Origin of the sequence: Mesorhizobium sp. LSJC285A00 (assembly GCF_000503155.1) — a bacterium.
GTDB lineage: Bacteria > Pseudomonadota > Alphaproteobacteria > Rhizobiales > Rhizobiaceae > Mesorhizobium.
In genome coordinates, this window is the sequence record NZ_AYVK01000011.1 from 1 (window position 1) to 13,928 (window position 13,928).

Below are 13,928 nucleotides of genomic sequence, written 5' to 3' on the forward strand. Positions count from 1 at the left end.
ATCGAGGAGCGTCTCGCCCGCATCGGCGCCGCCAAGGCGGCCATCGCCCGCGTCGAAAGCATGGCGGGCGCCAGCGACGACGACCAGGGCGAGGTGCCCGGCGCCAGGCTTGCCGCCGCCGAAAACATCGTCGCCGGCTACCGGCGCCGGATCGCCACTTCGGACGAGGCCGACGACGCCCGGGCAGAGGCCCGCGAAGCCGGGCGGCTGGAGCTCGAAATGCGGCTTGCCGGCATCGAGGCCGAGCGCATCGCCGTGCGCGACATGTTAAGCAGCGGCGCGATCAACGACCATACGGCGCGGGCGCTGTTTACCGAGATCACGCTCACCGAAGCCTTGCTGCAGGGGCGGCAGGAGCGAAAATAGCGGTTCAGGGCCGCTCTGGCGCAATCCGGCCAGCAAATTTCGCGCTGCAAACGTGGCGAGGCGAAAACAACTGTGTTAATGGCGCGGCAATGCATGTCGCCCGGAACCGTGCAGCGGTTTCGGGGCAGCGATATGCATAGATAGATGCCCCGAACCGAAGGATTTCAGGCCATGGCAACTGCAGCGGCAGCGTCGAACAAGTTCGAATCCTTCTTCGAAACCACGCTGGAAGATGCCGATCCGGAGATCTTCGGCTCGATCCGCAACGAGCTTGGCCGCCAGCGTCACGAGATCGAGCTGATCGCCTCGGAAAACATCGTTTCGCGCGCCGTGCTCGAGGCGCAGGGCTCGATCATGACCAACAAATACGCCGAGGGTTATCCGGGCAAGCGCTATTATGGCGGCTGCCAGTTCGTCGACGTCGCCGAGGAACTCGCTATCGAGCGCGCCAAAAAGCTGTTCGGCTGCAACTTCGCCAATGTCCAGCCGAATTCCGGCAGCCAGATGAACCAGGCGGTCTTCCTGGCGCTGCTGCAGCCCGGCGACACCTTCATGGGCCTCGACCTGAATTCCGGCGGCCACCTGACGCACGGTTCGCCCGTCAATATGAGCGGCAAATGGTTCAAAGTCGTTTCCTACGGCGTGCGCAAGGACGACCATCTGCTCGACATGGACGCGATCGAAAAGACCGCACATGAGACCAAGCCAAAGCTGATCCTGGCCGGCGGCACCGCCTATTCGCGCATCTGGGACTGGAAGCGCTTTCGCGAGATCGCCGATGCGGTCGGCGCCTATCTGATGGTCGACATGGCCCATATCGCCGGCCTGGTTGCCGGCGGCGTGCATCCGTCACCGCTGCCGCACGCCCATGTCGTGACCACGACCACGCACAAATCGCTGCGCGGCCCGCGCGGCGGCATGATCCTGTGCAATGACGAGGACATCGCCAAGAAGATGAACTCGGCGGTTTTCCCCGGCCTGCAGGGCGGCCCGCTGATGCATGTCATCGCCGCCAAGGCGGTCGCCTTCGGCGAGGCGCTGAAGCCGAGCTTCAAGCTCTATGCCGAGAGTGTCGCCGCCAACGCGAAGGCGCTGGCGTCGAGCCTCAAGGAAACCGGCCTCGACATCGTCTCCGGCGGCACCGACAACCATCTGATGCTGGTCGATCTCAGGCCCAAGAACGCCACCGGCAAGCGCGCCGAGGCAGCGCTCGGCCGCGCCAACATCACCTGCAACAAGAACGGCATCCCGTTCGATCCGGAAAAGCCTTTCGTCACCTCGGGCGTGCGTCTGGGCACGCCGGCCGGCACCACGCGCGGCTTCGGCCAGGCCGAGTTCCGCGAGATCGGCAAGTTGATCGCCGAGGTGCTGGACGGGCTGAAGGTCGCCAATTCCGACGAAGGCAATGCGGCTGTGGAAGCAGCCGTGAAGGCCAAGGTCGTGGCGCTGACCGATCGTTTCCCGCTCTATCCCTATCTCGGTTGACCGCCAGCGGCGCATCGTCTTTTATCCCGCGCTCTGCGCCGCTTGCTGTTCGGGCGGCGCGGCCTGTTGGAGATCTGACGATGCGCGTGTTCCGTCCTGCCGTTCTGGCCTTCATCGGCTCGCTTGCCGCTGTCGCCGTGTCGGGCGCGATCGCCCAGGAGCAGCCGCAGCCGGGCACGGATATCCCCGCCACAAACACCTTTGGCAGGTGGACCACCATCATCGATGCGCTCGACACCGGCCAGGATTCCCACAAGACCTGCGCTGCCTCCACGGCCTTTGTCGATGGCGGCGGCAATGCCGGCACGCTGACGCTTTCGATCTCGACTGGCGACGCCCTGCCGCCCGATGCCTATCCGGCGATCATGTTCACCGTCGCCAACAAGGAGCTGCCGACCGGCAAGAAGATCGCCGCGACCTTCGGTGACCCCGGCGTCAAGGTTTCCGCGACCGTCTATTCCAATGATGCCGGCCGCCCGAGCTGGACCGTCGACAACCAGGCCAAGACCAGTCTCGCTTTGTTGCGGGCCATGCGCCAGGTCATCTCGCTCGACGTGACGTTCGGCAAGCAAGCCGTCGCCAGCATCCCTATGGACGGCTTCACCAAGGCCTACCGCAACCTCGGAACGTCCTGCGGCTTCCCGACCAAGGACGTCGCCCCCTGACATATCTGGCGCGGCTGGCAATTTTCCTCCCGCCTCGCTATCTCTGAGGGCGCCAGCGGCCGTTGCCGAACCTTTGCCGTCCCGGCAAAAACCTCTAAGCCTATCGTTCCGCCAGAATCGCCAACCTGAAGGCTCTCCATGCGCTGTCCCTATTGCCAGTCCGAAGATACGCAGGTGAAGGATTCGCGCCCCGCCGAGGATGGCGCGGCGATCCGCCGGCGGCGCGTCTGTCCCGATTGCGGTGGCCGTTTCACCACTTTCGAGCGCGTCCAGTTGCGCGACCTCGTGGTGGTGAAGAAGTCCGGCAGAAAGGTGCCGTTCGACCGCGACAAGCTCTTGCGTTCGGTGGAGATCGCGGTGCGCAAGCGCAATGTCGATCCCGAGCGCATCGACCGCGCCGTCACCGGCATCGTGCGTCAGCTCGAAAGCTCCGGCGAGACTGAAATCGCCTCGGGCGAGGTCGGCCGGCTCGTCATGGAAGCGCTGAAGTCGCTCGACGACGTCGCCTATGTCCGCTTTGCCTCGGTCTATCGCAATTTCCGCGAGGCCAAGGACTTCCATGACGTGCTGGGTGAGCTCAAAGGCGACGAGCTCAAGGGCGACGAGCTGAAGAGCGAAGAGGACGCCGGCTGAGCATGGCAAGCCAAACGTCAGGGAAGGCCGATCAGCAGGCCCTCGATCGCCGCTTCATGGCCGCGGCGGTGAGGCTCTCGCGCAGGAATGCCGGCCGCACCTCGACCAACCCTTCCGTCGGCACCATAATCGTTCGCGACGATGGCGCCGGCCCGATGATCGTCGGCACAGGGGTCACCGCTGTTGGCGGCCGGCCGCATGCCGAGACCGAGGCGCTGGCTGAAGCCGGCGAGTTGGCGCGCGGCGCCACGGCCTATGTCACGCTGGAGCCCTGCGCCCACCATGGCCGCACCCCGCCTTGCGCCAACGCGCTGGTCAATGCCGGAGTGGCGCGGGTCGTCGGCGCCGCCAGCGATCCCGATCCGCGCGTCTCCGGCAAAGGCTATGCCATCCTGCGCGCCGCCGGCATCGAAGTGGTCGAAAAGGTGCTGGTCGAGGAAGCCGCCGAGCAGATGGCCGGCTATTTGATTCGATCCCTGAAAAAGCGCCCGGAAGTGACTCTGAAGCTTGCGCTTTCCAGCGACGGCAAGATCGGCAGGCATGGCGCCGGCCAGGTTGCGATCACCGGCGATGTCGCCCGCCGCGAAGTCTATCTGATGCGCGCCGAAGCCGATGGCATACTGGTCGGCATCGGCACGGCGCTGGAGGATGATCCCGCGCTCACCGTGCGGCTGCCGGGGCTGGAGAACCGCTCGCCGGCGCGCATCGTGCTCGACCGCCAGATCAGGCTGCCCGAAGCCTCGAAGCTGGTCTCCGGCATCGACCGCGTGCCGCTCTATATCGCCGCGAGCCTGGAGGCCGACCCGCTGCGGCGGTCGGTGCTGGAGCGTGCCGGTGTGCGCTTCATCGGCACCGAAACCCATGAAGGCGGCATTGCCTTGCCGGAACTGCTCGAGGATCTCGGCGCGCTCGGCATGGCCAGCGTTCTGGTCGAAGGCGGCGCCAAGGTGGCCAGCGCCTTCCTCGCCGAGGGATTGGTCGACCGCATCGTGCTGTTCCAGGGACCGGAAGCGATCGGCGAGGGCGGCATTGCATCGCCCATCGACGCCAACCATATCCCGGCAGGCTTCCGCAAATTGCGCGAGATGCGCTTCGGGGAAGACAGCTATGCCGAATGGGTGAGAGATATCTGAAATGTTCACTGGAATTGTCACCGATATCGGCACTGTCGCGGCCATCAAGCCGCTGAGCGAAGGCGTCGGCCTGCGCATCGACACTGCCTATGATCCCGCGACCATCGCTATTGGCGCCTCGATTTCCTGCGGCGGCGTCTGCCTGACGGTGACGGCGCTGCCAGATGGCGGCTCGAATGCCCGCTGGTTCGAGGTCGAAGCCTGGGAAGAGGCACTGAGGCTGACCACGGCGTCGGGCTGGAAATCAGGCACCAAGGTCAATCTCGAGCGGGCACTGAAGATCGGCGACGAACTCGGCGGCCACATCGTGTCGGGCCATGTCGATGGCATGGCCGAAATCGTCGAGCGCAAGGACGAGGGCGATGCCGTGCGCTTCACGCTGGAGGCGCCGCGCGAACTGGCGAAATTCATCGCGCCCAAGGGTTCCGTCGCACTCGACGGCACCTCGCTCACCGTCAACAAGGTCGAAGGCGCCCGTTTCGACGTGCTGTTGATCCACCATTCGCTGACCGTGACGACCTGGGGCGAGCGCAAGGTGGGCGACAAGGTCAACCTCGAGATCGACACCATGGCCCGCTACGCCGCGCGACTGGTCGAGGCAGTGAAAGAGGGGCTTTGAGCCCCCCTGGGAAATTAGACCGGGCCTGAGCGTCGGACAAAGCTTGCGAATGTGACCGCTTCAGCCTAAGTCACCGGTACCCCCGGAGACATTCATGGCAGGCACATCCCAACACGGCAAAGCGTTCATTCGCCCGAAGAAGAAGGCCCACCTTCTGATTATCGAGGCGCGCTTTCATGACGATCTTGCCGACGCGCTGCTCGACGGCGCGACGAGCGCGCTCGACGAAGCCGGCGCGACCTATGACGTCATCACCGTTCCCGGTTCGCTGGAAATTCCAGCAGTGATCACTTTTGCGCTCGACGGCATGGGCGAGGGCGGCAAGGACTATGATGGTTTTGTCGCGCTCGGCACCATCATTCGTGGCGACACTTATCATTTCGACATCGTCGCCAATGAATCGAGCCGCGCGCTGATGGATCTCTCGGTGCAGGAAGCGATTGCGATCGGCAACGGCATCCTGACCACCGAGAACGACGCGCAGGCCTGGACGCGCGCCAAGCGCTCGGAGGGCGACAAGGGCGGCTTTGCCGCGCGCGCGGCGCTGACCATGATCGCGCTCAAGGAGAAGCTGGGAGCGCAATCGTGAGCGAACCCGCTTCGCCCGGCCAGCCCGCGACACGCCATGCCAATAAGCGTGGCGCCGCCCGTCTGGCCGCCGTGCAGGCGCTTTACCAGATGGACGTGGCCGGCAGCGGCGTCTTCGAGATCACCGCCGAATACGAGGCGTTCCGGCTCGGCAAGGAAGTCGACGGCGCGCTTTATCGGGAGGCCGACGCGCAGTGGTTCCGCGCCATCCTGGCCGGCGTCGTCGAGAACCAGACGACCATCGATCCGATCATACGCCAGGCGCTGACGGAAGACTGGCCGCTGTCCAGACTCGATTCGACGTTGCGCGCCATCCTGCGCGCTGGCGTCTACGAACTGATGAAGCGCGACGACGTGCCGGTGGCCGTCATCGTTTCGGAATATGTCGACATCGCCAAGGCCTTCTACGAGGAAGACGAGCCGAAGCTGACCAACGCCGTGCTCGACCGTGTGTCGCGCCGGGTGCGGGGCGAGGGGCGCGGCAAGGACGCATTGTGACCGGCACCGTCGCCGGCGCAGCAAGGGAAGCGCGCCGCACGGCGATCATCCTGGCGACGTCGCAGGCGATTATCGGTTCGGCCGCGCCGATTGCCATTTCCATGGGCGGGCTGGCCGGGCAATATCTGCTTGGCCCCGATAAGTCGCTGGCAACGGCGCCAATCACCGGCTTCAACATCGGCGTGGCGCTCGGCGCGTTGCCGGCCGCGGCCATCATCCGTTGGCTCGGCCAGCGCGGCGGCTTCATGACCGGCACCATCGTCACCGCGCTTGGCGGCGTCATCTCCACGTTGGCTCTGTTCCACGCCAGCTTCTGGCTGTTCGCTTTCGCGCTGCTGGTGATCGGCGTCGGCGGCGCCTTCGTCCAGCAGTTCCGCTTCGCCGCCGCCGATAATGCTCCGCCCGAATTCAAGGCGCGCGCCATTTCCTTCGTGCTGGCCGGCGGCGTCATCACCGCGATTCTCGGGCCGCAGATCGTCATCTTCACCCGCGAATTGCTGGCGCCGGTGATGTTTGCCGGCTCGTTCGTGGCCATTCCGGTTCTGGCGGCGGCCGGCGCCATCATCCTGTCATTCCTGCGCATCCCGGCCAGGGCTCCCGGCCACGCGCAAGTCGCGTCAAGCGACGCCCGGCCGCTGTCCGAGATCGTCACCCGGCCGCGTTTCGTCGCGGCACTGTTTTGCGCCGTCGGCAGCTATGCGCTGATGAGTTTCGTCATGACCGGCGCGCCGCTGGCCATGGTCGGCTGCGGCCTGTCGACGGACGACGCCACGCTCGGCATTTCCTGGCATGTGATGGCGATGTTTGCGCCGAGCTTCTTCACCGGATCGCTGATCCATCGCTTCGGCGCCGAACGCATCGTCGCCACCGGCCTGGTCCTGCTCATCGGCTGCGCCGCGGTGGCATTGTCCGGCCTGCATTTGTGGCAGTTCTGGACGGCGCTGATCCTGCTTGGCCTCGGCTGGAATTTTGCCTTCATCGGCGCCACCTCCATGGTCGCCGACAGCTACCATCCGTCCGAAAAGAGCAAGGTGCAGGGCTTCCACGACTTCGTCCTGTTCGGCTCCGTCGCCTTCGCCTCGCTAATGTCGGGCGCCATCTACAATGCGTGGGGCTGGGAGATGCTGAACTGGCTGGTTTTCCCGGTCGTCGCCCTCTGCTTCGTCGCCCTCGGCGCGCTCAAACTGACCGGATCGCGCAAAGCGCGCGCCTGATCCGGTTCTATCTTTGGCTTGGCACGACGTGTCAGCATGGCGCCGACCGAATCGCGGCGACCGCACAAAATTATTGCGTCTGTACCCATTGTTATGAAACCGTGGCCCGACGGGGCGTTGAAGCCATGCTCATATGCGGCCACCGCATTTCGGTCCAAAGCAAGGGGTTTTCACAATGTTTTCAGTCAAGATTCTGGCCGGCGCGGCGTTGGCGCTCGGCATCACGGCCGCCTCCGCCAATGCCCAGGTGGTCGTCTCCTCGAAGATCGACACCGAGGGCGGCGTGCTCGGCAACATCATCCAGCTTGTGCTCAACGCCAACAACATCAAGACCACCGACCGCATCCAGCTCGGCGGCACGCCGGTGGTACGCAAGGCGATCACTGCCGGCGAGATCGACATCTATCCCGAGTACACCGGCAATGCCGCTTTCTTCTTCGAGAAGGCCGACGATCCGGTCTGGAAGGATGCCGCCAAGGCCTATGAGACCGCCAAGAAGCTCGACTATGATGCCAACAAGATCGTCTGGCTGTCGCCGTCACCGGCCAACAACACCTGGGCGATCGCGCTGCGCAAGGAGGTTGCCGAGACCAACAAGCTGGCGACCCTGACCGACTTCGGCAAATATGTCGCCGGTGGCGGCACGGTGGTTTTGGCGGCCTCAGCCGAGTTCGTCAATTCGGCGGCAGCCCTGCCGGCGTTCCAGACCACTTACGGCTTCACGCTGAAGCCCGAGCAGTTGATCACGCTTTCGGGCGGCGACACCGCCGCGACGATCGGTGCTGCCGCCAACCAGACCAACGGCGCCAACGCCGCCATGGTCTACGGCACCGACGGCGGCATCGCGCCGTCCGGCCTGGTCGTGCTCGCCGACGACAAGGGCGTGCAGCCGGTCTACCAGCCGGCGCCGATCATCCGCGAAGCGGTGCTGAAAGAGCATCCGGAGATCGAGACGCTGTTGAAGCCGGTGTTCGCCAAGCTCGACCTCGTCACGCTGCAGGAACTCAACGGCCGCGTCCAGGTCGGCGGCGAGCCGGTCAAGGGTGTCGCCGAGGCCTTTTTGAAGAAGGACGGGTTTTTGAAGTAGTCAGCGCATAGCTGATCGTGACGCTGGTGCGAGACACCCCTCTCTGGAAGCTGCTGATCTCCCCCCTTGCGGCGGAGATGTCCGGCAGGACAGAGGGGGGTGCTGTCCCGCCGACCTCACAACCGGTAGCAGGTGCGTGCCTCGACAGGGTTGCTTCTGAACAAGCCGACGCTCGAAAGCTGGCGATCCTTCACACCCCCCTCTGGCCTGCCGGCCATCTCCCCCGCAAGGGGGGAGATCGGATTTCGCGTCGGCTTTCGCCGATCACCAGCGTAGTCTGCGCAACGTGGAAAATCGCTCCTCGTGAGGGGCATCCATGACCCTGCGTTTCGACAAGCTCGGCATGGTTATCGCGGCGATCGTTGCCTATGCGGCGTTTCTGGCCCCGTTCGCCACCTTCCGCGCCAATCGTATCGTTCCCGGTCAGGCGCGCTCGATCCTGGACGCGCTGCCGGCCACAGTCGGGCCGCTACTGCTGGCGACCGTCGTCGTGGCCGCAATTGTTGCCTTGCTGAAAACCCCGCTTGTCCTGCGCCTGGCCGCAAGCGTCGTGGCGCTCGCCGCCCTTGCCATCCTGATCGGTGTCGCCGGCACCTTCCTGATGCCGGCCGGCAACACCTTCGCCCGCATCTCGCCGGCTTCCGGGTTCTGGCTGTTGATCTTTGCCTTCACATTGTTGCTAGCCGACGTGCTGACCAGGCTCAACCTGTCGCCACCGGCCCGCGTCGGCGTGCTCGTCGTCGCGGCGCTGGCCATCGGCTTGTTGCTGATATCGGGGCAGTGGGACAGCCTGTCGATCCTCAAGGAATATGCAAACCGCGCCGATAGTTTCTGGGCCGAAGGCTCCAAGCACATCACACTGGCGCTGGGGTCGCTGGCGGCGGCGGTGATCGTCGGCCTGCCGCTCGGCATTCTATGCCATCGCGTCGAACGGGTGCGCGCCGGTGTGCTCAACGTGCTCAACATCGTCCAGACCATACCCTCGATCGCGCTGTTCGGCCTGCTGATCGCGCCGCTCGGCTGGGTCGCCGCGCATGTTCCGGGTGCCGCAGCGCTCGGTGTCAGAGGCATCGGCACCGCGCCGGCCTTCGTTGCCTTGTTCCTCTATTCGCTGCTGCCGGTGGTGGCCAACACCGTGGTCGGGCTTGCTGGCGTACCCCGCGCGGCCAATGATGCAGCGCGCGGCATGGGCATGACCGATGGCCAGCGCCTGTTCGGCGTCGAGTTTCCGTTGGCCTTTCCGGTGATCCTCACCGGCATCCGCATCGTGCTGGTGCAGAACATCGGCCTGGCCACCATCGCCGCACTGATCGGCGGCGGCGGCTTTGGCGTCTTCGTCTTCCAGGGCGTCGGCCAGACCGCAATGGACCTGGTGCTGCTCGGCGCCGTGCCGACGGTGGCGCTGGCCTTCGCCGCGGCCATCATCCTCGACGCAGTGATCGAAATGACCGCCACCAGGCGCAGGGTTGAAACGGCATGATCGAGATCGAAGGCATTACCAAGCGCTATGACGCGACGACCGTGGTCGACGACGTGTCCATGGTCGTCGAGCCGCGCACGGTTTGCGTCATTGTCGGTACCTCCGGTTCCGGCAAGACGACGCTGCTGCGAATGATCAACCGGCTGGTCGAGCCGACCGCCGGCGTCATCAAGCTCGACGGCAACGACAACCGCACGCTGCCCGGCTACGAGCTGCGCCGCAGCATCGGCTACGCTATCCAGGGCCACGGCCTGTTCCCGCACCGCACCGTTGCGCAGAACATCGCCACCGTGCCGGTCCTGCTGGGCTGGGACAAGGACCGCATCAAGGCCCGCGTCGATGAGTTGATGACACTCTACCAGCTCGACCCCGAGGCCTATGGCCAGCGCTACCCGCACGAACTGTCCGGCGGGCAACAGCAGCGTGTCGGCGTCGCCCGCGCGCTCGCCGCCGAGCCCAATGTGCTTCTGATGGACGAACCGTTCGGCGCACTCGACCCGATCATCCGCACCAAGGCGCAGGAGGACCTGCTGGCAATCCAGAAGCGCTTCGGCACCACCATCATCCTCGTTACCCATGACATGGAGGAGGCCGTCCACATGGGCGACAAGATCGCCGTCATGGATGCCGGAAAGCTGGTGCAATACGCCAAGCCGGAAGAAATCCTGGCGCGGCCGGCGAACGCCTTCGTCGAAACCCTGGTCGGCGCCAGCGAAAAGCCGTTCCGGCTCTTGTCGCTCGGCCGCGTGCGCGACGCCGTGGAAAAGGGGACTGCCGAAGGCGAGGCGATCCCAGGCGACGCCAGCCAGCGCGACGCGCTGGCCGAGCTTCTGTGGTCGGGCCGGCCGGCGCTGCCGGTCAAGGGCGAAGACGGCAAGCTGCTCGGCCGCGTCACCGTCGACGGGCTGGTGAAGCGCGCGGCGAGGCCGGCATGAAAGGGGCCGGTCTAAAAGCCTGGCTGCCTTCGCTGCTCAGGCTTGCCCTGGTGGTGCTTCTCATAGCCTTCGTTACCAATCCCGGCTGGTTCGAGCCGCTGTTGAAGCCGCTGACCGAAAACAATGCGCCGGCGATCTACAATCAGGGCAGCCTGCTGACGCTGACCCTGCTGCATCTCAGGACCGTGCTGATCGCTACCGTCGCCGCAACCATCGTTGCCGTGGCGCTTGCCATCCTGGTGACCAGGCCGGCGGGCGCCGAATTCCTGCCGCTGTCGCGCAGTCTGGTCAATATCGGCCAGACCTTTCCGCCGGTGGCGGTGCTGGCGCTGGCGGTGCCCGCCGTCGGTTTCGGCGAGAAGCCGACGCTGATTGCGCTGTTTCTCTACGGCCTGCTGCCGATCTTCGAGAACGCGCTGACCGGCCTCACAACGCTGCCCGGCAACATCATGGAGGCCGCGCGCGGCGCCGGCATGACGGGCTGGCAAAGACTGGTCAAGGTCGAATTGCCGCTGAGCGCGCCGATCATTCTGGGCGGAATAAGGCTGTCGGTGGTGATCAGCCTGGCCACGGCGACGATCGGCTCGACGGTTGCCGCCAAGACGCTGGGCGAGGTGATCATCGCCGGCCTGCTGTCCAACAATCTCGCCTTCGTCCTGCAAGGCGGCCTGATCGTCGCTGCCCTTGCGGTGCTGATCTATGACGGCCTTTCGGCGGTCGAACGCTACACGGCGCGCAAGATGGGGCAGGAGACTGGCGACTGACCTTCGCTGGACTGCGGGCAAGCAGTGACTGACGCAGCGTCATTTCAACCGATCTAATAGCAAGGCATCGGCCACGGGAATGTTCTGGCCTAAACTTTTGGCTGAAAGCGGGGCAAAAACCGAACAATATCTTGACGTTCCGAGCCCTGTTTCGCATACACCGCTGCGAAGGACGGATTCCGCCTAGGCTTTATCCGCTCCCCGCACCAACGGCCCAGGGAGGGGTTCTTTTGGGCCATCAATCGAGGAAAATTCGGCAATGACCATCATTTCTGCCGTCATCGCCTGCGGCTTGCTTTCAATCCTTTACGCCATCTGGGCGACACGATCGGTTCTTGCAGCCGATCAGGGCAACGCACGCATGCAGGAAATCTCCGCCGCCATCCGCGAAGGCGCGCAAGCCTATCTGGCGCGCCAGTACACCACCATCGCCATTGTCGGCGTGGTCGTGCTCGTGCTCGCCTGGTGGCTGCTTTCGATCACCGCCGCGGTCGGCTTCCTGATCGGCGCCGTGCTTTCGGGCGCCGCCGGTTTCGTCGGCATGCACGTCTCGGTGCGCGCCAATGTGCGCACCGCGCAGGCGGCGTCCAACAGCCTCGCCGCCGGTCTCGACATCGCCTTCAAGTCGGGCGCCATCACCGGTATGCTGGTGGCTGGCCTGGCGCTGCTCGGCGTGTCGATTTACTACTATATTCTGACCGGCCCGATGGGCCTGCAGCCCAATGACCGCATCGTCATCGATGCGCTGGTTTCGCTCGGCTTCGGCGCTTCGCTGATCTCGATCTTCGCCCGTCTGGGCGGCGGCATCTTCACCAAGGGCGCCGACGTCGGCGGCGATCTCGTGGGCAAGGTCGAAGCCGGTATTCCCGAAGACGATCCGCGCAACCCGGCCACCATCGCCGATAATGTCGGCGATAATGTCGGTGATTGCGCCGGCATGGCCGCCGACCTCTTCGAGACCTATGCGGTGACCGTCGTTGCCACCATGGTGCTGGCTGCCATCTTCTTCGGCGGAACCGCCGCTCTGGGTGCGGCGATGCTCTATCCGCTCGCCATCTGCGGCGCCTGTATCCTGACCTCGATCGTCGGCACCTTCTTCGTCAAGCTCGGTTCCAACGGCTCGATCATGGGCGCCCTCTACAAAGGCCTGATCGTCACCGGCCTGCTGTCGATCGTCGGTCTCGGTGTCGCTACCTCGGCAACCGTCGGCTGGGGCGAGGTCGGCACCGTCGCCGGCATGACCATCATCGGCAAGAACCTGTTCATCTGCGGCCTGATCGGTCTCGTTGTGACCGGTCTTATCGTGGTGATCACCGAATACTATACCGGCACCAACAAGCGCCCGGTGAACTCCATCGCCCAGGCCTCGGTGACCGGTCACGGCACCAACGTCATCCAGGGACTTGCGGTGTCGCTCGAATCGACCGCACTGCCGGCAATCGTCATCGTCGGCGGCATCATCTCGACCTACCAGCTCGCCGGCCTGTTCGGCACGGCGATCGCGGTCACCACCATGCTCGGCCTTGCCGGCATGATCGTCGCCCTCGACGCCTTCGGCCCGGTCACCGACAATGCCGGCGGCATTGCCGAAATGGCCGGCCTGCCCAAGGAAGTGCGCCACTCCACCGACGCGCTCGACGCGGTCGGCAACACCACCAAGGCGGTGACCAAGGGCTATGCCATCGGTTCGGCCGGTCTTGGCGCGCTGGTGCTGTTTGCGGCCTATTCGAACGATTTGAAGTTCTTTGCCGCCAATGGCGACAAATATCCATACTTCCAGGGCATGGGCGATGTCTCCTTCGACCTCTCCAATCCCTATGTTGTCGCCGGCCTGATCTTTGGCGGCCTGATCCCGTACCTGTTCGGCGGCATCGCCATGACGGCGGTCGGCCGCGCGGCGGGCGCCATCGTCGAGGAGGTGCGCAAGCAGTTCCGCGAGGACCCGGGCATCATGGCCGGCACCTCCAAGCCGAACTATGCCCGCGCCGTCGACCTTCTGACCAAGGCGGCGATCCGCGAAATGATCATCCCCTCGCTGCTGCCGGTGCTGGCGCCGCTCGTCGTCTATTTCGGCGTGCAGCTGATCTCGGGCTCCAAGGCGTCCGCCTTTGCGGCACTCGGCGCCTCGTTGCTCGGCGTCATCGTCAACGGCCTGTTCGTCGCCATCTCGATGACTTCGGGCGGCGGCGCCTGGGACAATGCCAAGAAGTCGTTCGAGGACGGTTTTGTCGACAAGCACGGCGTCAAGCACCTCAAGGGGTCCGAAGCGCACAAGGCTTCGGTCACCGGCGACACGGTTGGCGATCCCTACAAGGACACCGCCGGCCCGGCGGTCAACCCGGCAATCAAGATCACCAACATCGTGGCGCTTCTGCTGCTGGCCGTGCTCGCGCACGGCTAAGGCAACGCCACTGCTTCAGGAACAAACCCGCGGGAGCGATCCCGCGGGTTTTTGTTTGAG

Annotated in this window: 13 protein-coding genes and 1 pseudogene; all 14 read left to right on the forward strand. The window is 64.9% G+C overall.

Going from position 1 to position 13,928, the window contains the following annotated elements:
- Positions 1-366, forward strand: a pseudogene (locus X726_RS0134985) (Na+/H+ antiporter); the annotation flags it as partial.
- 171 nt (positions 367-537) lie between these two features.
- A complete protein-coding gene (glyA, locus tag X726_RS157600) occupies positions 538-1,851 on the forward strand; it encodes a serine hydroxymethyltransferase (RefSeq protein WP_023669349.1) in 1,314 nt (437 codons plus the stop codon).
- An 80-nt stretch (positions 1,852-1,931) separates the two neighbouring features.
- On the forward strand, positions 1,932-2,516 hold the full coding sequence (locus X726_RS157595; protein WP_023669350.1) for a hypothetical protein: 585 nt from the start codon (positions 1,932-1,934) through the stop codon (positions 2,514-2,516).
- 138 nt (positions 2,517-2,654) lie between these two features.
- A complete protein-coding gene (gene nrdR / locus X726_RS157590) occupies positions 2,655-3,149 on the forward strand; it encodes a transcriptional regulator NrdR (RefSeq protein WP_023669351.1) in 495 nt (164 codons plus the stop codon).
- Between the two features lie 2 nt (positions 3,150-3,151).
- Positions 3,152-4,282, forward strand: coding sequence for a bifunctional diaminohydroxyphosphoribosylaminopyrimidine deaminase/5-amino-6-(5-phosphoribosylamino)uracil reductase RibD (ribD, locus tag X726_RS157585; RefSeq protein WP_023669352.1), 1,131 nt, complete (start codon positions 3,152-3,154; stop codon positions 4,280-4,282).
- A gap of 1 nt (position 4,283) precedes the next feature.
- The gene (locus X726_RS157580; RefSeq protein ID WP_023669353.1) at positions 4,284-4,901 is read left to right on the forward strand and encodes a riboflavin synthase; all 618 of its coding nucleotides are present in this window, start codon (positions 4,284-4,286) and stop codon (positions 4,899-4,901) included.
- 94 nt (positions 4,902-4,995) lie between these two features.
- A complete protein-coding gene (ribH, locus tag X726_RS157575; protein ID WP_023669354.1) occupies positions 4,996-5,490 on the forward strand; it encodes a 6,7-dimethyl-8-ribityllumazine synthase in 495 nt (164 codons plus the stop codon).
- On the forward strand, positions 5,487-5,987 hold the full coding sequence (gene nusB, locus X726_RS157570) for a transcription antitermination factor NusB (RefSeq protein WP_023669355.1): 501 nt from the start codon (positions 5,487-5,489) through the stop codon (positions 5,985-5,987). The genes ribH and nusB overlap by 4 nt, the downstream gene beginning before the upstream one ends.
- Complete coding sequence (locus X726_RS157565) at positions 5,984-7,201, forward strand: MFS transporter (protein ID WP_023669356.1); 1,218 nt, start codon at positions 5,984-5,986, stop codon at positions 7,199-7,201. The genes nusB and X726_RS157565 overlap by 4 nt, the downstream gene beginning before the upstream one ends.
- 175 nt (positions 7,202-7,376) lie before the next feature.
- On the forward strand, positions 7,377-8,288 hold the full coding sequence (locus X726_RS157560; RefSeq protein ID WP_023669357.1) for an ABC transporter substrate-binding protein: 912 nt from the start codon (positions 7,377-7,379) through the stop codon (positions 8,286-8,288).
- Positions 8,289-8,604: 316 nt separating this feature from the next.
- Positions 8,605-9,768, forward strand: coding sequence for an ABC transporter permease (locus X726_RS157555; RefSeq protein ID WP_023669358.1), 1,164 nt, complete (start codon positions 8,605-8,607; stop codon positions 9,766-9,768).
- On the forward strand, positions 9,765-10,703 hold the full coding sequence (locus tag X726_RS157550) for an ABC transporter ATP-binding protein (protein WP_023669359.1): 939 nt from the start codon (positions 9,765-9,767) through the stop codon (positions 10,701-10,703). The genes X726_RS157555 and X726_RS157550 overlap by 4 nt, the downstream gene beginning before the upstream one ends.
- Positions 10,700-11,467 (forward strand): ABC transporter permease, encoded by a 768-nt coding sequence (locus X726_RS157545; RefSeq protein ID WP_023669360.1) that lies wholly within the window; start codon positions 10,700-10,702, stop codon positions 11,465-11,467. Before X726_RS157550 ends, X726_RS157545 begins: the two co-directional genes overlap by 4 nt.
- A gap of 259 nt (positions 11,468-11,726) precedes the next feature.
- A complete protein-coding gene (locus X726_RS157540; protein WP_023669361.1) occupies positions 11,727-13,868 on the forward strand; it encodes a sodium-translocating pyrophosphatase in 2,142 nt (713 codons plus the stop codon).
- Positions 13,869-13,928: the final 60 nt, after the last annotated feature.

Coding starts and splice junctions, on each gene's coding strand:
- glyA (WP_023669349.1), top strand. CDS start 538: ATGGCAACTGCAGCGGCAGCGTCGAACAAGTTCGAATCCTTCTTCGAA.
- X726_RS157595 (WP_023669350.1), top strand. CDS start 1,932: ATGCGCGTGTTCCGTCCTGCCGTTCTGGCCTTCATCGGCTCGCTTGCC.
- nrdR (WP_023669351.1), top strand. CDS start 2,655: ATGCGCTGTCCCTATTGCCAGTCCGAAGATACGCAGGTGAAGGATTCG.
- ribD (WP_023669352.1), top strand. CDS start 3,152: ATGGCAAGCCAAACGTCAGGGAAGGCCGATCAGCAGGCCCTCGATCGC.
- X726_RS157580 (WP_023669353.1), top strand. CDS start 4,284: ATGTTCACTGGAATTGTCACCGATATCGGCACTGTCGCGGCCATCAAG.
- ribH (WP_023669354.1), top strand. CDS start 4,996: ATGGCAGGCACATCCCAACACGGCAAAGCGTTCATTCGCCCGAAGAAG.
- X726_RS157560 (WP_023669357.1), top strand. CDS start 7,377: ATGTTTTCAGTCAAGATTCTGGCCGGCGCGGCGTTGGCGCTCGGCATC.
- X726_RS157555 (WP_023669358.1), top strand. CDS start 8,605: ATGACCCTGCGTTTCGACAAGCTCGGCATGGTTATCGCGGCGATCGTT.
- X726_RS157550 (WP_023669359.1), top strand. CDS start 9,765: ATGATCGAGATCGAAGGCATTACCAAGCGCTATGACGCGACGACCGTG.
- X726_RS157545 (WP_023669360.1), top strand. CDS start 10,700: ATGAAAGGGGCCGGTCTAAAAGCCTGGCTGCCTTCGCTGCTCAGGCTT.
- X726_RS157540 (WP_023669361.1), top strand. CDS start 11,727: ATGACCATCATTTCTGCCGTCATCGCCTGCGGCTTGCTTTCAATCCTT.